This is a genomic window from Marinobacterium ramblicola (genome assembly GCF_019084545.1).
Taxonomy (GTDB): Bacteria; Pseudomonadota; Gammaproteobacteria; order Pseudomonadales; family Balneatricaceae; genus Marinobacterium_D; species Marinobacterium_D ramblicola.
The window spans coordinates 160,852-185,625 of the sequence record NZ_JAHREP010000003.1; the positions used below are offsets into that span (position 1 = coordinate 160,852).

The following is a 24,774-nucleotide window of genomic DNA, read 5'->3' on the forward strand; positions in this document are numbered from 1 at the left end:
CTGAAGGTTAACGAGAGGACAGTATTGTGAGCACAACAACTATTACAGTACCGGATATCGGCGGTCATGAAGGTGTCGATATCATCGAGATCTGCGTCAAGGTGGGTGACACCGTAGCCGAGGGCGACAGCCTGATCACGCTGGAAACCGACAAGGCATCGATGGATGTGCCCTCCACCGCCGCAGGCGTAGTGAAAAACATTCTGGTCAGCGAAGGCGGCACCTGCAGCGAAGGCGATGCCATCGTCGAACTGGAGACGGCGGGTGCATCGGCGGCAGCCGCTCCTGCTGCCGCTCCGGCACCGGCGCCGGCCGCTGAAGCGGCGCCTGCACCGGCTGCAGCCCCAGCTCCTGCCGCGGCAGCGGCCGCAAGCAGCGTCGAACAGGTGCTGATCCCCGATCTGAGCGGCGCCTCCGACGTCGACGTGATCGAGGTGCTGGTCAAGGTGGGCGATACCGTGGCCGAAGGTGACAGCCTGATCACACTGGAGACCGACAAGGCCTCGATGGAAGTGCCGGCACCCAAGGGTGGCGTCATCAAGTCGATGAAGATCAACGAGGGAGACAAGGTCAACGAAGGCGACCTGCTGCTTGAGCTTGAGGTCTCCGGTGGCGCTGCTCCGGCACCTGCCGCAGCGGCTCCCGCTCCGGCGGCCGAAGCGCCTGCACCCGCTGCGGCCCCGGCTGCAGCACCGGTGTCCGGCGGCATCGAACAGGTGCTGATTCCGGATCTGAGCGGTGCCTCCGACGTCGACGTGATCGAAGTGCTGGTCAAGGAGGGCGATACCATCGCCGAGGGCGACAGCCTGATCACCCTGGAGACCGACAAGGCATCGATGGAGGTCCCGGCGCCCAAGGGCGGCGTGGTCAAGTCGATGAAGATCAAGGAGGGCGACAAGGTCAACGAAGGTGACCTGCTGCTCGAACTGGAAGTGGTCGGCGCCGCACCAGCACCGGCTGCAGCCGCTCCGGCACCCGCGCCCGCTGCGGCAGCCCCCGCTGCGCCTGCCGTGCCCGCTGCGGCACCGGCGGCCGGTAAAGCGATCTCCGCCGGCGATCTGGCCGCGCTGGATAAGAAAAACCGCTCCGTCTACGCAGGCCCGGCGGTACGCGCCCTGGCTCGCGAGTTCGGTGTCGATCTGACCAAGGTCGGCGGCAGCGGCCGCAAGGGTCGTGTCATCAAAGAGGATGTGCAGAGCTACGTCAAGAGCGCGCTGAAGCAGCTGGAGCAGGGTGCTCCCGCAGCGGCAGGCGTCAGCGGTGGTTCCGGCATCCCGCCGATTCCGGCTGTCGACTTCAGCAAGTTCGGCGAGATCGAGATGGTCAAGCTGAGCAAGATCGACAAGGTTACCCGCGACAACATGTCACGCTGCTGGCTGAACATCCCGCACGTGACTCAGTTCGACGAAGCGGATATCACCGAGCTCGAAGCCTTCCGCAAGGAGATGAAGGACGAAGCGGCCAAGTCTGGCGTCAAGCTGACCCCGCTGCCGTTCCTGATCAAGGCCGCCGCGATTGCGCTGAGCCGTCACCAGAAGTTCAATGCATCACTGCACGCCGATGGCGAGCATATTGTCTACAAGAAATATGTGAACATCGGTCTGGCGGTGGACACGCCGAACGGTCTGATGGTGCCGGTGATCAAGGATGCCGACAAGAAGAGCATCTACGAACTGTCGAAGGAAGCGATCGAGCTGGCCGGCAAGGCCAAGGATCGCAAGCTGAAGCCGAACGAGATGCAGGGCGCCTGCTTTACCATCTCCAGCCTCGGCGGTATCGGCGGTACCGGCTTTACGCCGATCGTCAATGCCCCGGAAGTGGCGATCCTCGGTGTGTCCAGGGCGGATATCAAGCCGCGCTGGAACGGCAAGGAGTTTGTACCGCGTCAGATGCTGCCGCTGTGCTTGTCCTACGATCACCGCGCCATCAACGGCGGAGATGCTGGCCGCTTCCTGACCGACCTTAACGGTCTGCTCAGCGATATCCGTCGTCTGGTGCTCTGAGACCGGATCGACAGGTAAAAAGAAAGGCTCCTTCGGGAGCCTTTTTAATGGCTGTTGGCAAACAACAGGAGTGGAGAACCGGATAGATCGGGGCCTTTCTCTGGCCCGCAGATCGGATTAACGCTGGAACGGGTAGATCGAGCCCAGGTTCAGGATCTGGGTCAGCTCATCGAGGGCGAAGCGGGATTCCATCAGCAGCTTCGGATCGGCCAGATCACGCTCCTCTAGACGGTCACGATAGTGTTTGTTCACCCAAGCACTCAGTTTGGCGTACAGCTCGTCGTTGATCAGTGTATGGGGATTGACCGCGGCCCGTTCCTCTTCGTTCAGCACCACGCGCAGGCGCAGGCAGGCGGGGCCGCCGCCGTTGCTCATGCTCTGCTTCAGATCGAAGATCTTCAGCTCGTCGATGCCGCGACCGCTGGCGACCAGGTCCTGCAGGTAGTGCCATACCGCCGGTGTTTGGCGGCACTCCTCCGGGATCACCAGCAGCGTGCGCCCGTCTGGCAGCGACAGCAGCTGGCTGTTGAACAGGTAGGAGCGCACCGCATCCTGCACCGAGACCTGCTCGGTCGGCACCTCGATAACGCGGAAATCATCCTGCATCGCGCGGGTCAGCCGACGCTTGACCTCCTCCTGATCGAGGAAGGCTTGCTGATGGCAGAACAGCAGATCACGGTTGCCCACGGCGATAACGTCGTTATGGAACACCCCCTGATCGATGACATCCGGATTCTGCTGGGCGTAGACCACATCCCGGCTGCTCAGTTGGTGCTTGCGGGCGATCGCCTGTGATGCCTCGTAGGTATGGCGGGCCGGGAACTTGCTCGGTGCCGGCTTGCTGCTGTCAAAGGCGTAGCGGCCAAAAACGAAAAACTCCACCCCGCGTTGACCGTACTCGTGACAGAAGCGGGTATGGTTGGCGGCGCCTTCATCGCCGAACTGCTCCACACCGGGCAGTGCGCAGTGGTGGCGGAAATGTCTTTCATTGGGGAAGGTGGCGCGCAGGATACGACCGGTGGTTTCATGCTCGATCGAGCGGTGAAACTTGTTGGTCAGGTTGGCTGGGGTGAAGTGGACCCGGCTGTCGAGGGTATCGGCACTGGGCGACACGGTTGCGGCGTTGGCGGTCCACATGCTCGATGCCGAGCAGCAGGCAGCGAGCACCCGTGGTGCATACTGGGCGGCCTGGAACAGCACCGACGAGTCGGAGCCGGAGAAGCCCAGGCGGCGCAGGGTCTGCACGTCGGGCCGCTCCTGCGGCGCCAGTACGCCCTGAACCATGCCCAGATCATACAGCGCCTTCATCTTGGTCAGGCCCTGCAGCGCCGCCTGCTTCGGGTTGGAAGGCTTGGCCTGATTACGGTCGGACGCGATATTGCCGAACGACAGGCCACTGTAGTTGTGGGTCGGCCCGACCAGGCCGTCAAAATTTGCTTCAAATGCGTTCATTTTTTTTCTCCGGTTGCCGGGGGGCGCGCGGGCACGCCTCCCAGGCGTTATGCATTACCCAGCTTCAGACCGGGCGACAGGGTTTCGGGCAGCTGCACCTGGTCGAGTTCCAGTCCTGCAACCGGGTAGGCGCAGTAGTCCGCCGCATAGTAGGCGCTGGCGCGGTGGTTGCCGCTGGCGCCGATGCCGCCGAACGGGGCGGCACTGCTGGCACCGGTAAGCTGCTTGTTCCAATTGACGATGCCGGCACGGATCCGGCGCACAAAGCGCTCATACTGCTCCCGACTGTCGCTGAGCAGGCCGGCGGAGAGTCCGAATCGGGTGTTGTTGGCTTCGGCAATCGCCTGGTCGAAATCGCGGTAGCGGATCAGCTGCAGCAGCGGGCCGAAGTACTCCTCGTCCGGCAGTTGTGCAATCGCGCTGACGTCGATCAGTCCCGGCGACAGTAGAGCCGTACCTGGTTCGAGCTTGCTCAGCGTTACCAGCTCACGGCCGCCTAGCTCGACCAGCTGGTCACGCGCGGCCAGCATACGGTCTGCCGCCGCTTCGCTGATCAGGCTACCCATGAACGGCTGCGGCTCGGCGTCGTAGCGGCCGACCTGTATCCCCTTCACCGCTTCGATCAGCGCTGCGACGAAGCGGTCGCCGGCCTCGCCCTTGGGTACCAGCAGACGGCGGGCGCAGGTGCAGCGCTGACCGGCACTGATATAGGCGGACTGGATCGTCTCATGCACGGCGGCGGGAATATCGCTGATCTCGCCGACCAGCAGCGGGTTGTTGCCGCCCATCTCCAGCGCCAGGATCTTGCCGGGATGGCCACCGAACTGGCGGTGCAGCAGTTCGCCGGTCTGCGAACTGCCGGTGAAGAACAGACCGTCGATGCCGGGGTGGCCGGCCAGTGCAATACCGGTCTCCTTCTCCCCCTGCACCAGGTTGAGCACGCCGGCGGGCAGGTCGGCCGCTTGCCAGCAGCACAGGGTCAGTTCGGCGACCCGCGGGGTCAGCTCACTGGGCTTGAACACCACGCAGTTGCCGGCCAGCAGCGCCGGTACGATATGGCCGTTGGGCAGGTGAGCGGGGAAGTTGTACGGGCCGAACACGGCGACCACGCCGTGCGGGCGGTGACGCAGCACGGCGCGGGCGCCGGCGGCTTCGCCTTCGCGGCTACCGGTGCGCTCCTGGTAAGCGCGGATCGAGATTTCGATCTTGCCGATCATCGCCGCCACTTCGGTGCGGCTCTCCCACAGCGGCTTGCCGGTTTCAGAGCCGATGGCGTCGGCCAGCTCCTCCTTGTGCTGTTGCAGCTGTTCGGCGAAGCGGCGGCAGTAGGCGGCACGCTCGTCGAAACCGAGGTCGGACCAGGGTTCGAACGCGGCACGGGCGGCGCGCACGGCCTGGTCGACCTGATCGCGATCGGCGCTGCCACCACTCCAGATCGTTTCACCACTGCCGGGGTTGTGTGAACTCAGCGGCGCGCCGCTACCGGCTAGCCATTGGCCGTTAATAAACAGGGTATCGGTCATGATTCAGGCTCTCCTCTCGGCAAACAGCGGCACGATACGCAGGGTATCGCCGCTGCGGACATTCAATGCGGCTGCGGTTTCGGAATTCAGGCTGGCGATGCTGCTACGCAACGACAGGGCGCGGCTGGTACAGCAGCGGAAGCCCTCCAGCAGGGTGTTGCTGATCAGGAACGGCTGCTCCTGATCGGCGATCTCGTCATCGATCCTGGCCTTGAAATAGAGGCTGTCGCGGATCGCCCGTATATCCTGCATCGGGGCTTCCAGCATCGGCCCGGCGTCGAAGATGTCGACGTAGTTGTTGTAGCGCATCCCCTCGCTCTCCAGCAGCCGGCGCGCCGGCTTGGTTGCCTCCTGGGTCTGCCCGATCGCGTCCTGTGCCGACTGCGGCAGCAGGTTGGTGTAGATGGGGTGCTTGGGCATCAGCTCGGCGATGAAAACCTTGTTGCGGGTGGAGAGCTGATCGGCCTGGGTGAAGTCGATGGAGAAGAACTGGCGCCCCAGCCCCTCCCAGAACGGCGATATTCCATTGTCGTCGGAATAGCCCCGCATCTCGGCGATCAGGGTGTCGCTGAACAGGTGCGGAAACTCCGCCATGAACAGGAAGCGGCTCTTGGAGAGCAGGTGGCCGTTCAAACTGCGGCGGTATTCCGGATCGAGGAACAGGGTGCAGAGTTCGCTGCAGCCGGTCTGGTCGTTGCTGATGGTCAGGGTATTGAGCTTGCGGTAGACCCCGAGTTCTCGGGAGGCCTGTACCAGGGTGCCGAGACGGTAGCTGTACCAGACATCTTTCATCCCCACGGCGCCATGGATGGCACAGGTGCCGACTACCTGGCCGCTGTCGCTCTCCTCCATCACGAACAGGTAGTAGGCATCGCGATTCTCCGGTGGTGCGGAGAAGGCGCGTGTACCGGCCTCGATCATGCTGCGGACATGCTCGTCATCGTCCTGCATTGAGGTGAAGCCAGGGCCGGTTTTACGCGCCAGCTCGCGCAGCGCGGCCCAGTCATCCTGGTGCACCGGTCGAATAATCATCATGTTTCAGTACCTCTTGTTGCGTGCGTCGGTGCCGGGTTACTGCAGCAGATCATCGGCGGCCAGCGGCAGTACCCGTACCGGGGCGCCATCCTTTAGCTGCAGCAGTTCGGCCACCTCCGGCTTGACCTCCGGTCGCTCGGCGTCGGCTTGAACGAGCAGAGCGCGGAACCGGGACAGGGCGTTGTTGCTCAGCATCAGCCACTGCTCGCTCGCCTCGGGCTGAGCGCTGACTGTCAACCTGCTCATCTGGCTCTGACAGACCGAGCGGATATCGTCGGTGCGCACTTCCAGCGTGGGGCCGGCATCGAAGATGTCGACATAGCCGCGATATTCGAAACCCTCGTCTTCGAGCAGATCCATCACCGGCTCGATATCGGGGCGCGGCTGGGCGATGGCGTTGCGTGCCGCCTCGCTGAGCAGTGGCACGTATACCGGGTAGTGCGGCATCAGTTCGGCGATGAAGGTCTTGCGGTTGATGCCGGTCAGGTAGTCCGCCTGGGACATGTCCATGCCGAAGAAGTGGCGGCCGAGGCACTCCCAGAACGGCGATTTGCCCTCGGCGTCGACCATCCCCTGCAGTTCGACCACCGTACGGCGGGCGAAGCGCTTCGGGTATTCGGCGATAAACAGCATGCGCGCCCGCGACAGCAGGTGAGCATTGGCCGGGGTATCCGCTTGCGGTGACAGGTAGCGGGTGCAGAGCCGGCTGGTGCCGTTGTAGTCATGGCACAGGTGCAGCGCCGGAATCCGGTTGTGGATCTGTAGCTCACGGGAGGCGTGCACCACCTCGTCGATGCGGTAGCTATAGAAGGGGCTGTCAAGGCCGATGCTGGCCTCGATGCCGCTGATACCGAGAATCTGTCCACTGTCGCTATCCTCGAGCACAAAATGGTAGGACTCATTGCCCGGCAGGCTGACCTTTTTGTCCAGCGATGCCTGCGTCTGGGCGATCAGCTGGCCCAGGTACTCCCTGTTGGCAGGCAGGGTGGTGGTACTGCCGCGGGACTGAATCGCGAGCTGCTCCAGTGCCGGCAGGTCCGGAAAATCAACAGGGCGGATAATCAGCATGGGTGTGTCTTCCCTTCAGTAAACAAGGATGCGTCCAGCTCGCCGCTGGCCAGGCGCATCAGGATCAGCGCGCTCAGCTTGGCGCGCTCGGTCAGGCTGCTGACCAGCATGTACTCGTCGGCGCTGTGGATCTTGCCACCCTGGACGCCCAGGGTGTCGATGTTGGGCACCCCGGCGGCGGCCAGATTGTTGCCGTCGCAGCAGCCACCGGTGGGTTTCCACTCCAGCGCCATGCCCAGTTGGGCGCCGCAATCGCGGGCCAGTTCGAACAGCGCCTGGTTGGCCGCCGACAACAGCTTGGGTTTGCGGCCGAAACCGCCGTGCAGCTCCAGGCTGAGGCCGTCGCGGGCGTTGATCTCGGTGCTGAGCCGCTCCAGTTCGGCCAGGCACCAGACCTCATCTTCCGGGCGCTCGATGCGGATATTGAAGCGTGCCATCGCCGTGTCGGGCACCACGTTGACCGCACCGCCACCGTGGATGAAGCCCGGGTTGATGGTGACGCCGTCACGCTGACCGTTGAGGTCGTCCAGTGCCGAGATAAAGTCGCACAGGGCGCGGACCGCGTTGCGGCCCAGATGGTGCTCGCGGCCGGCGTGGGCGGCTCGTCCCCTGGCGACGACGCTGAAGTTGCCGCTGCCCTTGCGCGCGCCGGCCAGGCTGCCGTCCGGCATGCAGGGCTCGTAGATCAGGCCCAGATGGCAGCGGCTGGCAGCGTCGGCGATCAGCGGCGCCGAGCCGGGGGAGCCGATCTCCTCATCCGGGTTGAACAGGATCTCCCAGCCGATGCTCTCGGCGTAAGGGCTGCGCTCGAGTGCTTCCAGCGCCTTCAGCATCACCATCAGGCCGCCCTTGAGATCGGCCACGCCGGGGCCGTTCAGGGTGTTGTCGTCGAGCCAGCACACCGTTTGAAAACTGTGGTCGATGGCGAACACGGTATCCATATGACCGCACAGGAACAGCTGCAGCGGTGCCTCTGGGCGTTTGCGCACGCGCAGGGCGTCGCCCAGCGGGAACTGGCGGCTTTCACCGCGCTCATCGATCAGGTTATAGGGCGCCACCGGTAGCACCTCGGCTTCGCCGCCCAGTGCCTCGGTGTAGCGCTGCAGTGCCTGGCGAACACGGTTGACGCCCTCGGCGTTGAGGCTGCCGGAGTTGATCTCTGCCAACTCCAGCGTACGCGCCAGCATCTCATCATGCTGGCTGTCCAGCCAGGCGAGCCAGGGGGCGTAGCGGGGATCGGCAGTCATCGGGCACTCCTCGGTATTTTTTTCATAGCGTTAATTATTGTTGAATGTGCGCCACATCGACAGGCCAGAACTGTCACTGAAGCGACCAGAATTTTATGTACAGGATGTACGGTACCCCGCGGGTGCATGGATGCACAGGAGCGGGGTATGAAGGATGTACGGTACCCCGCGGGTGCATGGATGCACAGGAGCGGGGTATGAAGGATGTACGGTATCCCGCGGGTGCGGGGAAAATGGAGCGTGTAGGTAGAGGCCGCGGGCGCGGCCTCCGGAGCGTCGGATGCTTAAGCCTTACTGTTCGGTCTCCAGTACTGTGGCGATCGCCTGCTCCAGCTGATCCATACCGGCACGGATATCCTCGTCCGGGATGATCAGCGACGGCGTCATACGCAGTACGTTGGGGCCGGCGATCAGTAGCATCAGGCCCAGCTCGCGGGCGGCGGCGAGGAACTTGGCTGCCTGACCCTGCCACTGCTCGCTCAGCTCGGCACCGATCAGCAGGCCAGCGCTGCGGATCTCTTTAAAGCAGTGGTAGCGGGTGTTGATCGCCTGCAGTCGCTCGACGAACAGCTGCTGCTTGCGCTTGACCCCTTCGAGCACCTCCGGCGTATCGACCACCTCCAGCACCGCCTTGGCGACGGCGCAACCGAGCGGGTTGCCGCCGTAGGTGGTGCCGTGGGTACCGAAGGAGAAGCTGGCGGCGATCTCGCTGCGGGTCAGCATGGCGCCGATCGGGAAACCGCCGCCGAGCGCCTTGGCGCTGGTCAGGATATCCGGCGTGACGCCCAGCTCTTCGTAGGCGTACAGATGACCGGTGCGGCCGACGCCGGTCTGCACCTCGTCGAACACCAGCAGCGCCTGGTGCTGATCGCAGAGCTCGCGCACGGCGCGGGCAAAATCGGGATCGGCCGGGATCACCCCGCCCTCACCCTGGATCGGCTCCATCACCACGGCACAGGTGCGCTCGGAGATCGCGGCACGTAGCGCCTCGATATCGTTGTAAGGCACATGGGTGATGCCGCCGGGCACCGGTTCAAAACCTTCGCGGTACTTGGCTTGGCCGCCCACCGATACGGTGAACAGGGTACGACCGTGAAACGCCTGGTTGAAGGCGATGATCTCGTGCTTGTCCGGGCCGAAGTGATCGTGGGCGTACTTGCGCACCAGCTTGAATGCCGCTTCGTTGGCCTCGGCTCCAGAGTTGCAGAAGAACACCCGGTCGGCAAAGGTGCGTTCGGTCAGCATCTGTGCCAGCTGCAGCGCCGGTTCGTTGGTAAATACGTTGCTCAGGTGCCAGACCTTGTCCGCCTGTTCCTTAAGCGCCTTGATCAGTGCCGGGTGGTGGTGGCCGAGGACGTTGACCGCGATGCCGCCGGCGAAGTCGATATATTCACGCCCCTCCTGATCCCACAGGCGGGAGCCCTCGCCGCGCACCGGAATGATGCTGGGTGGGTTGTAGTTGGGCACCATTACGTTGTCGAAGGTGGCGCGGCTGACAGTGTGTTGGGTCATCAGGTATCTCCGTAGTTAAAGTGGTTGCAGGCTGCCCAGCTTGCGCACGGCGACGGACAGCATGGCCAGATCGGGTGACTCGTTGGTGCGGACCTCGTTAAAGATCTGCTCCAGGTTATTCAGTTGTTGTGCTGCACTCTGCTGCCAGAGGTCCAGCCGCTGCTGGGGCTCGGCTTTGGTATCGGTGGCATGCATGATCCAGTGGCATAGTTGCAGCTGGTAATCATCGACCTCCCGTGCCAGCGCGGCGCGGGCCTTGCGCTGCCACAGGTCGCGTTCCGGCAGGGCAGCAATGCAGCGGCGCAGGACCTTGAGCTGCAGACGCTTCTCCAACGCGAAATAGAGCGCCGCGGTTACCGGGCTGCTCTCGCTGCGATTGCGCGCCAGGCGGGCGACCGACAGCAGCGGATACTGGTAGCCCAGAGTCGCCAGACGGGCGGCCAGGGCTTGCGGTATGCCGGCCGCGATCAACCGCTCCCGTTGCTGTTGCAGCTGTTCATGCTCCTCTTCGTCGAGCAGCTCCGGCAGGTGATCGATCAGCCGGTTGATCTCCGCGGTGAAAGCGTCAACCTGTTCCCGTCCGCTGAGCTCTTGGCGTGGCTGACGCAACAGCCAGAGTGCGGTGCGTTCCAACAGATCCTGAATGGTGCAGAGCTGGTCGCGGAATAGATCGTCGGCGATCTGGTTTTCAAGCGCTTCCAGCTGGGACCAGAGAGTGTCGATATCGAAAATCCGGTGGCTGGTTTCGAACGCGTGTACCGCCTCGATGGCACGGCAGTTGGTCTCCGATTGCAGGTAGCTGACGAAGGTTTCGCCCATGCGGTTGCACAGTCTGTTGGTCAGGTGGGTGGCCAGCAGCTCGGCGCGCAGTGGGTGGTGCATGAGCGCGTCAGTGTAGCGCTCACGGATCGCTGCCGGGAAGTACTCCTTGAGCTGTTCGAGCAGACTTTCATCCTCGGCCAGCCCCTCGGCGATCAGCTGGTCGCACAGCCAGAGCTTGCTGTAGGCCAGTAGTACCGCAATCTCGGGGCGACTCAGCCCCTGGCCGTCGCGGGCCAGTTGGTCGAGCGCTTCGTCGCTGGGCAGTTGCTCCAGTTTGCGTTTCAGTCGACCCTCTTTCTCCAGCAGCTGGATCAATCGGCGATGGTCGTTGATCCGGCTTGGCGACTGGCGATCGTCGAGGCTGAGAATCTGGCTCTGACCGTAGTTGTGGCGCAGCACCAACTGGGCCACTTCGTCGGTCATGCTCTCGAGCAGCGTGTTGCGTGCCGGCTGGTCGAGGCTACCATCACTGAGCGGCTGGTTGAGCAGTATCTTCAGGTTGACCTCATGGTCGGAGGAGTCGACACCGCCGGAGTTGTCGATGGCATCGGTGTTGATGCGACCGCCGGCACGGGCATACTCGATACGGGCACGCTGGGTCAGGCCCAGGTTGCCACCCTCGCCGATCACCTTGACGCGCAGTTCGTTGGCGTCCACCCGTAGCGCATCGTTGCTGCGATCGCCGACCTGATCGTGAGTTTCGCTGCTGGCCTTGACGTAGGTGCCGATACCGCCGTTCCAGAGCAGGTCCGCCGGCGCCTGCAGGATGACCCGGATCAGCTCGTTGGGGGTAAAGCGAATCTGCTCGGTGCCCAGTGCCGCGCGGGCTTCCGGGCTCAGCTCGATGCGCTTGGCGCTGCGCTTGTACAGACCGCCGCCGCTGGAGATCAGGCTGAGATCGTAATCCTCCCAGCTGGAGCGGGGCAGGTCGAACAGGCGCTTGCGCTCCTGCCAGCTGCTGGTGGCATCGGGGTTCGGGTCGATAAAGATGTGCTGGTGGTTGAAGGCGGCCACCAGGCGGATATGCTTCGACAGCAGCATGCCGTTGCCGAACACGTCCCCGGCCATATCGCCGATGCCGATGATGGTGAAGTCCTCTTTCTGGCAGTCCACATTCTGCTCGCGGAACAGGCGCTTGACCGACTCCCAGGCGCCGCGGGCGGTGATCCCCATCTTCTTGTGGTCGTAGCCGTTGCTGCCGCCGGAGGCGAAGGCGTCGCCGAGCCAGAAGCCGTACTCGCCACTGATGCGGTTGGCGATATCGGAAAATGTAGCGGTACCCTTGTCGGCAGCTACCACCAGGTAGGGATCGGGGCCATCGTGGCAGACCACCTGGTCGGGTGTCAGGATTTCGTCGCCGACGCGGTTGTCGGTGATATCGAGCAGGCCGCGGATAAAGGTTTCGTAGCAGTGGATCACCTCGGCCTGGACCGCCTGGCGATCACCGCCTTCCGGCAGCTGTTTGGCGACGAAGCCGCCCTTGGCGCCCACCGGTACGATCACCGCGTTCTTGACCATCTGCGCCTTGACCAGGCCGAGTATCTCGGTACGGAAATCCTCGCGCCGGTCGGACCAGCGCAGGCCGCCGCGGGCCACCGGGCCCGCGCGCAGGTGCACACCCTCGACCCAGGGCGCATAGACGAAGATCTCGAACGCCGGGCGAGGCTCCGGGGCGAAGCTCAGCGAGCGGGTGTTGAGCTTGAACGACAGATAGCCCTTTTCGCGGCCGTCGACACGCTGATAGTAGTTGGTACGCAGCATCGCCTGGATCACGCTGAGGTAGTGGCGCAGGATACGGTCTTCGTCAAGGTTCTCCACTGCGTCCAGCGCGGTCAGGATGCTGTGGCTCAGCTGCTCCTCGCTGGTGTCACGATTACCCTGGAAGTCGGGATCGAAACGTATCGCAAACAGCTCGCACAGCTGGCGGCTGAGCTGCGGGTTTCGCGCCAGCGCCTGTTCGACGTAGTGTTGACTGAACGGTACGCCGAGCTGCTGCAGGTACTTGCTGACCGCGCGCAGCAGGGTGATATCGCGATAGCTGAGTCCGGCACGCAGCACCAGCTGCTGGAAACGGTCATCCTCCAGCTCGCCGCGGTAGGTGCGGATGAAACTCTGCTGGAACTGATCGCGCACTGCCTTGGGCTTCAGGTCCAGCTCTGGATCGCAGGCGAGCTGGAAATCGATGATCCAGCCGGGCTGCGTCCAGCCGGGCTGCGACTGTGCGGACGCTTGATCGTCGTCCTGAGTCAGCTGGTAGGGGGTGGCGCTGAGCACCCGGACGCCCAGGTGCTCCAGGGTCGGCAGTACGTCGGACAGGGTCATGTCGCGGCCGCAGCCCAGTACGCGTAAACCCAGATGCCCGACAGCTAACGGGGTGAGGCGGGTGGTGAGGCTGTTGTCATCGTCCAGCTCCGCCAGCTGGACCAGGTCCTCGACCGCGGTGGCAGGCAGGGTCGCTTCCCGGTAGGCCAGCGGCAGGCGCTGTGCATAACGGCCGAACAGGGCGTTGGCCTGGACCTCGTCCAGCTGTGCCAGCAACTCCCGGTGCAGGCGGTCGTGCCAGCTCTCGGCGGCATCGATGATCTGCTGCTGCAGCTGTTCGCGGTCGTAGTGGATCTGCAGCGCGTTGTCGCAGTAGATGCAGAACTCGATCAGTGCCAGCGGATCTTCGGTCAGCCGCACGCTGAATTCAGCACTGTAGCCACCCAGCGCCTGCATCAGGATCTTCTCTGTTTTCTGCCGCAGTTGGGTATGGTACTGATCGCGAGGCACCAGCATCAGCGCCCTGATATAGCGGCCGTGGGCGTCGGTGCGCAGGAACAGACCCAGGCTACGGCGCTCGACGCAATCGAGCATGCCGTAGATGATCTCCTTCAGCTCGTCATAGCGGGTCTGCAGCATCTCGTCGCGGGGATAGGTGAACAGCAGGTGGCGCATCGCCTTGTAGGCGTGGCTGTCGCTGGGCAGTTCCGAACTCTCCAGCAGTCGACGGATATTGGCCCGGATCAGCGGGATCTGGGTCAGTGGGGTATCGTAGGCCTTGCTGGAGTAGAGGCCGAAGAAACGGGATTCGCCGATCAGCTGGCCCTCCCGGTCCCTGTGCTTGACGCCGATGTAGTCGAGATAGCGGCCCTGCTGCACCGTGGAGCGGGTGGTGGAGCGGGTCAGTACCAGACGCTCGGGAGAGCGCAGCAGTTCACTCTGGGTGGCATCGAGCTGGATCAGGCGCTGACTCTCGGTGATCGGGTCGCGAAAACAGCCCAGGCCCGAGCCTTCGCGGTATTGCAGCCTGAGATTGTCGTGCTCATCAGCGTTGATGCTGTAGTAGCGGTAACCTACGAACAGGAAGTTGTCCTGGGTCAGCCAGCGCATGAAGTCAACAGTCTCGGTATCGGTATCGGCGGCTTCGTCGCACTCGGCGGCCGCTTCCTGCATCCGCTGCTGCATCGGCCGCCAGTCGATGACGGCGTTGCGCACATCATCCAGCACGCTCAGCAGCGACTGTCTCAGTGCATCCAGCGCTTGCTCGTCCGGCTGGCGATCGATCTCGAAGCGGACCAGGGTTTCCCGCACCGTTTCGCTGCTGGCATCGGCATAGAGATCCACTAGCGTACCCTCGCTGTCGCGCAGCACATCCATCATCGGGTAGGACTGGTGATGCACGCGGATGCCCTGGCGGGCGAGCTCGGTCAGGCAACTGGCGACGATGAACGGCTGATCGTCCATCACCAGCTCGATGAGGCTGTGCTCGCACTGCCAGCCGTCGCGCTCGCGCTCAGGGTTGTAGACGCGCAGTTCGATCTGGCCGCTGCGGTGACGCTGGAACAGGCTCCAGGCCGATTGCAGCGCGCCGTATTGATCGGTGGGCGACAAAGTGGGTTCAACGAGCTGATGGCGATAGATCTCGTTGAGCAGGCGGCGCAGCTGTCGCGCCTGCTCGGGAGCGTTTTGGCGGTCGATCAGTTCGTCGATGCCGGGAGTGGAAACGGTCTCTGTCTGCGTGGCAGTGGTTGAGGTAGTCATTGTTATTGTCGTCATCTTGGTTGGTCGGCCTGAGGGACTTAATCCATTATCCGTAAAGCCCCAGATCGTCGACAGCGGGCAAGTTGTGTTAAGGCGACGCCGAATTTCACCCTGCTGCCATAGCGCCCTGGTGGGCGCGGAATTTATCGGCTCCGGTTGTATGATGCGCAACTATTCTTATAACCATATATAGACACTGGTTACGGTATTGAATAACGCAGCGGATAAAAGCAGGGCTCAGCGTATCGGATTTGTGCTGATGCAAGGGTTCTCGTTGACCGGGTTCTCCTGCGCGGTGGAGGCGCTGCGCACGGCCAACAGTTTGTCCGGCGAAACCCTTTACGAGGCCGTGTTGATCGGCATCGGGCAGGAGTTGGTGCCAAGTGGCTGCGGGGTCGAAGTGCGGGTCGAGGCCCAGGTTGATCAGGTTGCTCAGCTCGATACCCTGTTCGTCTGCGGCCCGGCCAAACTCTCGGATAGCGGGCAGGAGCAGCTGACCCACTGGCTCAAGCGCTGGGCGCGCTCGATCCCCAATCTCGGCGGTATCGGCACGGGCGCCTATCTGCTGGCGCGGGCCGGATTGCTGGATGGTTACCGTGCGACCATTCACTGGCTCGATGTCGCCGCGTTGAAGGAAGCCTTCCCACGGGTTCAGGCCACCGGCAATCTGTTCGAGACCGATCGTGATCGCTATACCTGTGGTGGCGGTACCGCGGCGATGGACATGATGCTGTTTCTGATCGGGCGCGATCACGGCATGGCGCTGGCGTCCCACCTGTCGGAGCAGTTTGTCTGTGAGCGTATCCGTCCCAGTGATGAGGCGCAGCGGGTGCCGTTGAAGGTACGCATCGGCACCCAGCAGCCCAATCTGATCGAAGCGGTCACGTTGATGGAGGCCAATATCGAGGAGCCGCTGAGCACCGATGATCTGGCCTACCATGTGGGTGTCTCCCGGCGCCATCTGGAGCGGTTGTTCAAACAGCACCTGCAGACCGTGCCATCACAATACTATCTGGAGCTGCGACTGGAGCGTGCGCGTACCCTGCTGCGCACCGACGACAGGCCGATCCTGCAGGTCGGGCTGATGTGCGGCTTCTCCAGTGCCTCTTACTTCAGTACCGCCTATCGCGGTCACTTCGGCCTGACGCCACGGCAGGAGAGGCGTAATGCGCGTCCGGCCGGCGAGGCACCGGAACTTCAGCCCCGTTACGGGCGTTCCTCTGAGCACTGAAACGGTGCGCTACTGTATTCTAACTTACTGATTTTAAGCACTATTTTTGTGCTTTTGTGCATCTGTTTTGCGCCCTGTGGACCAGCGGTCGCGCCATCGAAAAACCATGTCCGGTGGGTGAAAAAGCCTCAGCGACGATTCTGTTAAGGTGCAATGACTCGGGTGTATCCACAGGTTTCGGATATCAGATCTCGACCTGTGGCTGGCGATTGCCAGGCGCCCGGAATGGCCGACAGAAGAATTACAAGCTGAGGATCGAATAGATGAAGAGTGCAAAAATACTCTGTGGTGCGCTGACCCTGGTCGGCCTGATGGCGAGCCCGGTGTGGGCCAAGGACTGGACGACTATCCGCATCGGCAGCGAGGGTGCCTACCCTCCGTTCAACTATTTCAATACCGACGGCGAGCTGGTGGGTTTCGATATCGATATCGGCAGGGCGCTGTGTGAAAAGCTGAAGGCCGAGTGCACCTTCGTGTCGCAGGACTGGGACGGCATGATCCCGGCATTGCTGTCCGGCAAGTACGACGTGATCCTGGCGTCGATGTCGATCACCGAGGAGCGCAAGAAGCAGGTCGACTTTACCGATCCCTACTACAAGGCGGCACTGACCTTTGTCGGTGCGGCGGACCGCAAATATCCCGATCTGAGTCCGCAGGCGCTGGAGGATATGTCACTGGGCGCGCTCAGTGCCTCCACCCAGGCCGAGTTCCTGCAGGCCAACTATCCCGATTCCGATCTGCGTCTGTACCGGACCCAGGACGAGGTCAACCTGGACCTGATCAATGGCCGTCTCGATCTGCAGGTCAGCGACCTGTTTCCGATGCTGGACTGGGTAACCAACAGCGAGGACGGTAGCTGCTGCCAACTGGTCGGCAACCCGATCACCGAAGCGAAATATGCCGGTGAGGGTACCGGGATGGCGGTACGGCAGGAGGATGATGAGCTGCGCGAGAAACTCAACGCGGCGCTGGCCGAGATCGTTGCCGACGGTACCTACAAGGCGATCAACGCCAAGTACTTCCCGATCAATATCTACGACATGAAGTAAATCATCGATTCCCGGCTGAACGGGCGGCGCCGGGCGTCGCCCGAGTACCGATAACAATAATGCCAACAGAGGACTCGCCCGATGACTGATCCATCCACCAGCAGGTGCCGCAAAGAGGCATCGGTGGCCCATCCCGCCCCTCGTAGTATCACGCCCGCTTTCCACTGATTCCAGTGTCGGCTGACACTGAAGAGGTTCCTATGGACAATCTCTCTTTACTCGCCTTCGGCTCCGATGGCTGGGGTGACGAGTTGCTATCCGGCCTGTTGGTGACGATCCAGCTGGCTGCCACCACGCTGCCGCTGGGGCTGTTGATCGGTTTTGCCGTCGCGGGAGCGTCGCTGTCTTCCCATCCCTGGTTGCGCCGTTTCGGCCGCGGCTACACCACGGCGGCACGCGGCATTCCCGAGCTGCTGACGCTGTTTCTGGTCTATAACGGAATCGCCATGCTGCTGAATGCGGTATGGCGCTGGCTCGATCCCGAGGCCGGGTTTGTCGAGCTGAGCCCGTTTATCGCCGGTGTGATCGCACTCAGCGTGGTGTTCGGTGCCTTCTCCGGCGAGGTGCTGCGCGGCGCCTTTCAGGCATTGGATCGGGGCCAGATCGAGGCGGGGCAGGCGATAGGGCTGAGCCGCTGGGATCTGTTCCGGTTCATCAAGCTGCCGCAGATCTGGCGCTTTGCGTTGCCGGGGCTGGGTAACCTCTGGGTCAATCTGATCAAGGATACGGCGCTGGTGTCGATCATCGCGCTGAACGACCTGCTGCGCATGACCAATATTGCCGTCGGTGCGACCAAGAAGCCGTTTACCTTCTTTCTTATTGCCTGCGCCGCCTACTGGCTGCTTAGCATCCTCTCCGAAATGGTGCTGGCACGTTTGGAAGAGCGAGCCAATCGCGGTGTCAGGAGGGCTTGAGCATGTCATTCGATACCATTATTCAGTACGGCCATCTGTTACTTGAGGGCACCTGGCTGACGATCAAACTGTCGGGTCTTGCCCTGGTGGTCGGCGCGCTTTGTGCCATGCCGATGGCGGTGGCGCGCTGCTCGGACCGGCGCTGGCTGTCACGGCCGGTGCGGGTCTACATCTCCTTCTTCCGCGGTACGCCGATGCTGGCGCAGCTGTTCCTGATCTATTACGGCGCCGGCCAGTACCGGCATGAGCTGCAGGCGCTGAACCTTTGGTGGCTGTTCCGCGATCCGTTTTACTGCGCGCTGGTCACCTTTGCGCTGAACACCACCGCCTATCAGACCGAACTGCTGCGCGGCGGCATCCAGGGTGTTCCCCGGGGTGAGATCGAGGCGGCCAAGGCCTACGGCATGTCGAGCTGGCTGCGCTACCGGCTGATCGTGCTGCCGCACGCCTACCGTATCGCCTTCCCGGCGCTGGGCAACGAGGTGATCCTGCTGCTCAAGGGCAGTGCCATCGCCAGCGTGGTGACCCTGTTCGACCTGATGGGGCAGACCCGGACCATCTTCGCCAAGACCTTCGATTTTTCGATCTATCTGTGGGCGGCGCTGCTCTACCTGTTGATCACGATGTTGATCGTACGGGTCTGGCGCCGGCTGGAGGATCGCCTGAACCCGCATCTGCGGCAGCGCACCGTCCAGCGTTCATCCACCCCGGCAGTTGCTGTCGCACCGACGGAATAACGACTATGAATACTCAGGTTATAGAGAAAAACAGCTCTCAGGCGCTCGAAGCGCCGCTGATCGCGCGCGATATCCACAAGTCCTTCGGCGAGCTGGAGGTACTGAAGGGGATCTCGTTGACCTCGCGCCAGCACGATGTCACCGCCATCCTCGGCTCCAGTGGATCTGGTAAGAGTACCTTCCTGCGCTGTCTGAACCTGCTCGAAGTACCCGATGCCGGTGAGCTGATCGTGCATGGTCAGCAGGTCCGCTTTAAGCATAACCGCCTGGGTGAGGCGGTGCCGGAGGACGAGAAACTGGTCGAGCGGATCCGGGCACGGCTCGGCATGGTGTTCCAGCAGTTCAACCTGTGGAGTCATATGACGGTGCTGGAGAACTGCATGGTCGGTCCGCTGCGGGTGCTGAAACAGCCGAGGGCGGAGGTCGAGGCGCGTGCCCGTTACTACCTGAACAAGGTGGGCCTGGACAACCGCGTGGATCACTATCCTTCCCATCTTTCCGGCGGCCAGCAACAGCGCGCGGCGATCGCGCGGGCGCTGACCATGGAGCCCGACGTGATGCTGTTCGATGAGCCGACATCGGCGCTGGATCCCGAACTGGTCGGCGAGGTGCTGCTGGTGATGCGCAAGCTGGCCGAGGAGGGGCGCACCATGATCGTGGTCACCCACGAGATGGCGTTCGCGCGCGAGGTCTCATCCCATGTCATGTTCCTGCACCAAGGCTTGGTTGAGGAGGAGGGGGCACCGGAGCAGCTGTTCCGGCAGCAGGAGTCGGAGCGCTTCCGCCAGTTCCTCAGCACCAACTTCTAGTGGTTGTCAGGCCGGGCAGCGTTGCTGTCCGGCGCCATGCCTTGGCCGAACTCCGTTTCCAGAGCCTCAATCAGTGCGCGCTCGCCATCGTTGCAGCGGGACTGGGGGTTGTAGATCAGCCGGATATCGGCCTGAGGCAGATCGGTGTAGGGCGGCAGCTGCCAGAGTTCGCCTCGTTCCAGCAGTGGCTGGGCCAGATGAACGGGCAGGGCGCCGATGCCGATGCCGGCACTGATCATCCGGCTCACCTCCTCCACGTTGCTGGAGGCGCCACGGACCTGCTGGCCGATCGACGCCAGTGCCCGCATCGCCGTCACCGGCCCCATATAGTCGCCGCCGAGTACATCGGAGGTGAATCCGATATATGCCTCCCCGCGTAGATCTTCGATCGCTAATCCGGTTTGGCCGTAGAGTGTGTGTCGGCGTCCGCAATAGATGGCGTACTGTTCACTGCTGAGCAGCAGTTTGCGCAGCAGTGCCGGAACCTCGGCATCGCAGATCCCCAGGGTGACGGTGCTGTTCTCCACCGCGCGCACCACTTCGGCGGTAGTCGCGACCTCAATCGATAGGGATACCCGTGGAAACTGGCGGAAAAAGCGCTCCAGCAAGCGGTCGTAACGCTCGCAGCTGACCTGGCTGATGCTGAGGATGCGCACATGGCCGCTGGTATCGCTGTCGGCTTCGTCGATCACCTCGCTCAGGCGTGATACGCGGCGGTAGACCTGTAGCGCCTCGTCGTACAGTTTCTGTCCCGCCGGGGTCAGCTCAAAATGGCCGGGGCGCCGGTCGATCAGGCGTCGGCCCACCGATTCCTCCAGCCGTTTCAGTGCCGCGCTGACCGTGGGCTGCTGCAGGTAGAGGCGCTCGGCGGCGCGACTGATGCTGCGTGACTGGACGATGACGATGAAGGTGCGCAGCAGGTTCCAGTCCAAGCGGGTGGCGAAGCGCTCGAGCTGGTTGTGCGGGTTGTGGGGGGAGGTCATAGCCGGTACTCATCGGGTGACTGGATAGATGGTTTATAGATTTAATCTATATCTGAGATTCAGAATAACATTTTTATCAATGCCTTTCGCTTCGCTAACCTCAGCTTATCCACAGGCTGAAACGGCCTGTCTCAGCCAATGGTTAGCGCGAATGAACAGCACCGTATCCTTGTATTTCGATTCCCATAAGCTCACCGACAATGTACGCCGGATCAAGGCGCTGTGCCGGCAACAGGGCGTGGCGTTGGCGGCGGTGGTCAAGGCGGGCTGTGGCTGGGCCGATATCGCCCGCGCCGCGCTCGACGGCGACTGCGATATGCTGGCCGACTCCCGGTTGGATAACCTGGAGCGGCTGGCGCATGCCGGGATTCGGGTGCCGACAATGCTGCTCAGGATGCCTGCGCCGTCCCAAGCGGACGCGGTGGTGTGCTTGTGTGATATCAGCCTGAACTCCGAATATGATGCTATCCGCGCGCTGCATGAGGCAGCACGGAGGCTGGGGCGTAAACACCGGGTGTTGCTGATGGTCGAGTTGGGCGATCGGCGTGAAGGGATCGCGGCGCAGCAGTTACCGCAGTTGATCGAGCGCATCAAAGCGCTGCCGATGATCGAGGTGGCCGGTATCGGCACCAATCTGGGCTGTCTCGGCGGTATCCGCACCACGCCGGAAAAACTGACCGAGCTGGTCGAGCTGGCCCGCGCCAGCGAGCGCCAGCTCGGCTACCCGCTGCAGTACGTCTCCGGCGGCAACTCCGGTACGCTGCCGCTGTTGCTGGAGGGGCGACTACCCGCCGGGATCAACCATATCCGGGTCGGATTTTCGATGCTGCTGGGGCGCAACCCCTTCACCGACGAGCCGTTGCCCGGTCTGCACACCGACGTGTTCGAATTGGAGGCGGAGCTGATCGAAGTGCAGACCAAGCCATCGCTGCCGGATGGCGAGATTGTGCTGGATGCCTTCGGTCATGTGCCGGTGTTCGAGGATCTGGGTGAGCAGGTCCGCGGGATTCTGAGTCTGGGACGGTTGGACACCGATCTGACCACCCTGAAAGCGGTGGACCCCGGCGTTTCGATCATCGGTGCCTCATCCGATCATCTGGTGCTGGATCTGACCCGTATCCGCAACGCCTGTGCGGTTGGCGATAAGGTCCACTTTGCGCCCGGCTATGGCGCGCTGGTACAGGCGATGTTGTCGCCCTATGTCAGGAAACAGCCGGATCTGAGCGCTGACTGGCGCCGTGAGCGGGAAGGCCTGTTAAGGGGGCATGCGCTGAATACACATGAGTTTTTTGATCGCCGATAGGTGCAGCAAAGGTCCGTCGCCAAAGATGGTCGGCGATGAAATATTGAAAGCGTGGTACTTAGTTGACGATGAAGCGAAGAAGAAATGGTCGGGGTGACAGGATTTGAACCTACGACCCCTGCCTCCCGAAGACAGTGCTCTACCAGGCTGAGCTACACCCCGACGTGGTTGCCCCAGAACAGGAGCTTACTGGTACTCACTTGGTTGGCGTTTACTCGGATCGGGTATCCGTGCCGTTCAAGTGAGCGCGAATTATAAGGGTTTTTCTTTGGCTGTCAACAACATGCGGCTGCTCTTTTCGTTCGCGGCGCCATTGTCTGGCTGTGGCGTCTACGACCTCTGGCGGGAACTGGGCAGCAGAAACTGAACTCCGCGAGGAGCTGGTGACGACGATAAAGGATTAAAGCAAGAAATGGTCGGGGTGACAGGATTTGAACCTACGACCCCTGCCTCCCGAAGACAGTGCTCTACCAGGCTGAGCTACACCCCGACTCATGATGAAAGCGCGGAACCGCGACCTTCGCGCCGCACGACTTTGGCCTAACGCCTCTTGTCGAAACAGCGGGGCGGATTATAGTGAGGCGTTTCGGTTGTGCCAATAGCTGCATGAATAAAAATTTTCGCGCAGTTCGAGCGCGCTGGGATATAAGGATGTTCAGCTTGGGCGCGGAGGTGGAGATGCTGCTGGGCTTGTTGATTCTGCTGGGTTGTCAGTTGGTCGGAGAGTTGATCGTGGCCGCCGCCGGGGCACCGGTGCCAGGCCCGGTGGTGGGAATGCTGCTGCTGGTAACGGTGCTGGTGCTTGGTGGAGGGCGAGTGCCGGATGCCTTACGTAAGGTCTCCGATGGGCTGCTGGGGCATCTGGCGTTGCTGTTTGTGCCTGCCGGCGTGGGTTTGATGAACCATTTCGGCCTGTTGGCCCGCGAGTGGATGATGCTGGCGGTGACGCTGGTCGCCAGTACCGCGATCACCATGGGGGTTACCGGTTGGCTGATGTCCCGCATGGCACGCCGCTTTGGTGTGGGGGAGCGGGAATGACGTCGTTCTGGGTCTATTTCTCGGCGCGACCGCTATTCTGGATTGTGCTGACGCTGGCGGTATTCATGTTCAGTCGCTGGCTCAATCGCCGTCTTGGTGGTCTGGCGCTGTTTCATCCGGTGTTGCTCTCGATGGCGATCCTGATCTCTCTGTTAGTGATCACCGGCACTGACTATGACACCTATTTCGATGGCGCCCAGTTTATCCACTTCCTGCTCGGGCCTGCGACGGTGGCGCTGGCTGTGCCGCTGTGCGATTACTTCGACCGGGTGCGCAAGATGTGGCTGCCGATTCTGATCGCCACCCTGTGCGGCGTTGTGACGGCGGTGGTCAGTGGCGTCGGCATCGCCTGGCTGCTCGGTGGCGAGACGCGCACGATTCTCACCCTGGCTCCTAAGTCGGTGACCTCGCCGATCGCGATCGGTATTGTGGAGAAGATCGGCGGCTATCCCTCCATGGCGGCGGGTCTGGTGCTGATCACCGGCATGATCGGCTGTGTGGTCGCGCCCTGGGTGTTTCGGCTGCTCAAGATCGAGGATGAGGTGTCCAGGGGGTTCAGTCTGGGTTTGTCAGCCCACGGCTTCGGTACGGCGTACGCGCTTGGTTTAAGCGGTATGGCGGGTGCCTTCGCAGGTCTGGCGATGGGGGTGGCCGGTTTGGTGACCGCATTCCTGCTGCCGGTTCTGGTATCCCTTGTCGGCATTTAGTCGAGCCGGTACACAGGCTGTTTGATAAAAATGTTGCACAGCAGTAAAGTTCGCAGCGGCTAATTCTGGATACATTTTGTACTGAGGACATAAGTCGCGATGACACCGCTTGAGCGCTATAAACAGGACCTGCAACGGGATGACTTCTCCTATGACCCGACTCAGGAGATGGCGATCGGGCATCTGCAGCGCCTGTATGATGACCTGCTGGCCGCCGAACGTACACCGCGTCCCGGTCTGTTTCAGCGTCTCGGTGGCAAGTTGCGGCGGGAGAAAGCGGAGCCGATCAAGGGGCTCTATTTTTGGGGCGGTGTCGGTCGGGGTAAAACCTATCTGATGGACGCGTTCTACGACAGCCTGCCGTTCGAACGCAAAATGCGCACCCATTTCCATCGCTTCATGCAGCGCGTGCATAACGAGTTGCGCCAGCTGGACGGGACCAAGAACCCGCTGGTGGAGATCGGACGCAAATACGCGGAAGAAACCAGGATCATCTGTTTTGACGAGTTTTTCGTCTCCGACATCACCGATGCGATGATCCTGGGCGGCTTGATGGAGCAGTTGTTCGCTAACGGCGTAGCGCTGGTGGCGACCTCCAACATTGTGCCGGACGGCTTGTATAAGGACGGCTTGCAGCGCGCGCGCTTTTTGCCGGCGATCGATCTGATCAAGCGCTACACCGAAGTGGTGAACGTGGATGGCGGTATCGATTACCGTTTGCGAACCCTGGAACAGGCCGAACTCTATCACTGGCCTCTTGATGCCAGCGCCGATCTGAGTCTGAACAAGAGCTTCGAGGCGCTGGCGCCGGATCTGGAGGAGGTGGTCGAGCAGGAGGTGCTGGAGGTTAATGGTCGTGGCATCAAAACGCGTCGCATGTGCGAAGACGTGGTCTGGTTCGACTTCAACGACCTTTGTAACGGGCCGCGCTCGCAGAACGACTACATCGAGCTGGCCAAGATCTTTCACGCCGTCATCCTGAGCAATGTGCCGCAACTCGGGCGCAGCAACGACGATGCCGCTCGCCGTTTTATCAATATGGTGGATGAGTTTTACGACAGCGGGGTCAAGCTGATCATCTCCGCGGCGTTACCGATTCCCGAGATCTACAGTGAAGGGCGGCTGGAGTTCGAAATCCAGCGTACCCAGAGCCGTTTGCTGGAGATGCAATCACACGAATATCTGGTACGAGAGCATCGTGCTGGATAAGTGGTTTTTGTGGGCGGTAAGCGCTGGATTTTGTCTGGACGCTTGTCTATAATTCGCGCTCCTCTGCAAGGGGTAGAGGATAGTGTACGTTGATATCGTGAGATCGCCC

At 62.1% G+C, this 24,774-nt stretch carries 18 protein-coding genes and 2 tRNA genes; 10 read left to right on the forward strand and 10 right to left on the reverse strand.

Going from position 1 to position 24,774, the window contains the following annotated elements; translation table 11 throughout:
• The first annotated feature begins 26 nt into the window (after window positions 1-26).
• Window positions 27-2,003, forward strand: a complete 1,977-nt coding sequence (gene aceF / locus KQ940_RS03165) for a dihydrolipoyllysine-residue acetyltransferase (protein ID WP_217411626.1) — start codon at window positions 27-29, stop codon at window positions 2,001-2,003.
• 117 nt (window positions 2,004-2,120) lie between these two features.
• Here the strand turns inward: aceF and astB are convergent, their stop codons facing one another.
• The 7 genes from astB to KQ940_RS03200 all read right to left on the reverse strand — a co-directional run bounded on the left by astB (window position 2,121) and on the right by KQ940_RS03200 (window position 14,685).
• A complete protein-coding gene (gene astB, locus KQ940_RS03170) occupies window positions 2,121-3,455 on the reverse strand; it encodes an N-succinylarginine dihydrolase (RefSeq protein ID WP_217411628.1) in 1,335 nt (444 codons plus the stop codon).
• A 47-nt stretch (window positions 3,456-3,502) separates the two neighbouring features.
• Entirely contained in the window at window positions 3,503-4,978 is a 1,476-nt protein-coding gene (gene astD, locus KQ940_RS03175; protein ID WP_217411630.1) for a succinylglutamate-semialdehyde dehydrogenase, read from the reverse strand.
• Between the two features lie 3 nt (window positions 4,979-4,981).
• Window positions 4,982-6,013: an arginine N-succinyltransferase gene (gene astA, locus KQ940_RS03180; RefSeq protein ID WP_217411632.1), complete on the reverse strand. Its 1,032-nt coding sequence runs from the start codon at window positions 6,011-6,013 to the stop codon at window positions 4,982-4,984.
• A gap of 36 nt (window positions 6,014-6,049) precedes the next feature.
• Complete coding sequence (locus KQ940_RS03185; RefSeq protein ID WP_217411634.1) at window positions 6,050-7,081, reverse strand: arginine N-succinyltransferase; 1,032 nt, start codon at window positions 7,079-7,081, stop codon at window positions 6,050-6,052.
• The gene (locus tag KQ940_RS03190; RefSeq protein ID WP_217411636.1) at window positions 7,075-8,328 is read right to left on the reverse strand and encodes a hydrolase; all 1,254 of its coding nucleotides are present in this window, start codon (window positions 8,326-8,328) and stop codon (window positions 7,075-7,077) included. Before KQ940_RS03190 ends, KQ940_RS03185 begins: the two co-directional genes overlap by 7 nt.
• A 291-nt stretch (window positions 8,329-8,619) precedes the next feature.
• On the reverse strand, window positions 8,620-9,840 hold the full coding sequence (locus KQ940_RS03195; protein WP_217411638.1) for an aspartate aminotransferase family protein: 1,221 nt from the start codon (window positions 9,838-9,840) through the stop codon (window positions 8,620-8,622).
• A gap of 15 nt (window positions 9,841-9,855) precedes the next feature.
• Window positions 9,856-14,685, reverse strand: coding sequence for an NAD-glutamate dehydrogenase (locus KQ940_RS03200; RefSeq protein ID WP_217411640.1), 4,830 nt, complete (start codon window positions 14,683-14,685; stop codon window positions 9,856-9,858).
• Between the two features lie 253 nt (window positions 14,686-14,938).
• Here KQ940_RS03200 and KQ940_RS03205 point away from each other — a divergent pair, with 253 nt between their 5' ends.
• The 5 genes from KQ940_RS03205 (at window position 14,939) to KQ940_RS03225 (ending at window position 19,425) form a co-directional block, all read left to right on the forward strand.
• Entirely contained in the window at window positions 14,939-15,916 is a 978-nt protein-coding gene (locus tag KQ940_RS03205) for a GlxA family transcriptional regulator (RefSeq protein ID WP_343222604.1), read from the forward strand.
• Window positions 15,917-16,179: 263 nt separating this feature from the next.
• Entirely contained in the window at window positions 16,180-16,965 is a 786-nt protein-coding gene (locus tag KQ940_RS03210; RefSeq protein ID WP_217411644.1) for an ABC transporter substrate-binding protein, read from the forward strand.
• Between the two features lie 200 nt (window positions 16,966-17,165).
• Window positions 17,166-17,879, forward strand: a complete 714-nt coding sequence (locus KQ940_RS03215) for an ABC transporter permease (protein WP_217411646.1) — start codon at window positions 17,166-17,168, stop codon at window positions 17,877-17,879.
• A 2-nt stretch (window positions 17,880-17,881) separates the two neighbouring features.
• On the forward strand, window positions 17,882-18,616 hold the full coding sequence (locus tag KQ940_RS03220) for an ABC transporter permease (protein WP_217411648.1): 735 nt from the start codon (window positions 17,882-17,884) through the stop codon (window positions 18,614-18,616).
• Window positions 18,617-18,621: 5 nt separating this feature from the next.
• Window positions 18,622-19,425 carry an ABC transporter ATP-binding protein gene (locus KQ940_RS03225; protein WP_217411650.1) on the forward strand — a complete coding sequence of 268 codons (804 nt, stop codon included), beginning with the start codon at window positions 18,622-18,624 and terminating at the stop codon, window positions 19,423-19,425.
• Here KQ940_RS03225 and KQ940_RS03230 read toward each other — a convergent pair.
• Complete coding sequence (locus KQ940_RS03230) at window positions 19,422-20,408, reverse strand: LysR family transcriptional regulator (RefSeq protein ID WP_217411652.1); 987 nt, start codon at window positions 20,406-20,408, stop codon at window positions 19,422-19,424. The two genes, KQ940_RS03225 and KQ940_RS03230, sit on opposite strands and share 4 nt — an antisense overlap.
• 151 nt (window positions 20,409-20,559) lie before the next feature.
• On the opposite strand from KQ940_RS03230, the gene KQ940_RS03235 reads away from it, so the two are divergent.
• The gene (locus KQ940_RS03235; RefSeq protein ID WP_217411654.1) at window positions 20,560-21,711 is read left to right on the forward strand and encodes an alanine/ornithine racemase family PLP-dependent enzyme; all 1,152 of its coding nucleotides are present in this window, start codon (window positions 20,560-20,562) and stop codon (window positions 21,709-21,711) included.
• 85 nt (window positions 21,712-21,796) lie between these two features.
• Here KQ940_RS03235 and KQ940_RS03240 read toward each other — a convergent pair.
• Window positions 21,797-21,873, reverse strand: a tRNA-Pro gene (locus KQ940_RS03240).
• Window positions 21,874-22,124: 251 nt separating this feature from the next.
• A tRNA-Pro gene (locus KQ940_RS03245) sits at window positions 22,125-22,201 on the reverse strand.
• A gap of 161 nt (window positions 22,202-22,362) precedes the next feature.
• Here KQ940_RS03245 and KQ940_RS03250 point away from each other — a divergent pair.
• The 3 genes from KQ940_RS03250 (at window position 22,363) to zapE (ending at window position 24,665) form a co-directional block, all read left to right on the forward strand.
• A complete protein-coding gene (locus KQ940_RS03250) occupies window positions 22,363-22,749 on the forward strand; it encodes a CidA/LrgA family protein (RefSeq protein WP_246589657.1) in 387 nt (128 codons plus the stop codon).
• The gene (locus KQ940_RS03255; protein ID WP_217411656.1) at window positions 22,746-23,456 is read left to right on the forward strand and encodes an LrgB family protein; all 711 of its coding nucleotides are present in this window, start codon (window positions 22,746-22,748) and stop codon (window positions 23,454-23,456) included. The genes KQ940_RS03250 and KQ940_RS03255 overlap by 4 nt, the downstream gene beginning before the upstream one ends.
• 99 nt (window positions 23,457-23,555) lie before the next feature.
• Window positions 23,556-24,665, forward strand: a complete 1,110-nt coding sequence (gene zapE / locus KQ940_RS03260; protein WP_217411658.1) for a cell division protein ZapE — start codon at window positions 23,556-23,558, stop codon at window positions 24,663-24,665.
• Window positions 24,666-24,774 lie beyond the last annotated feature (109 nt).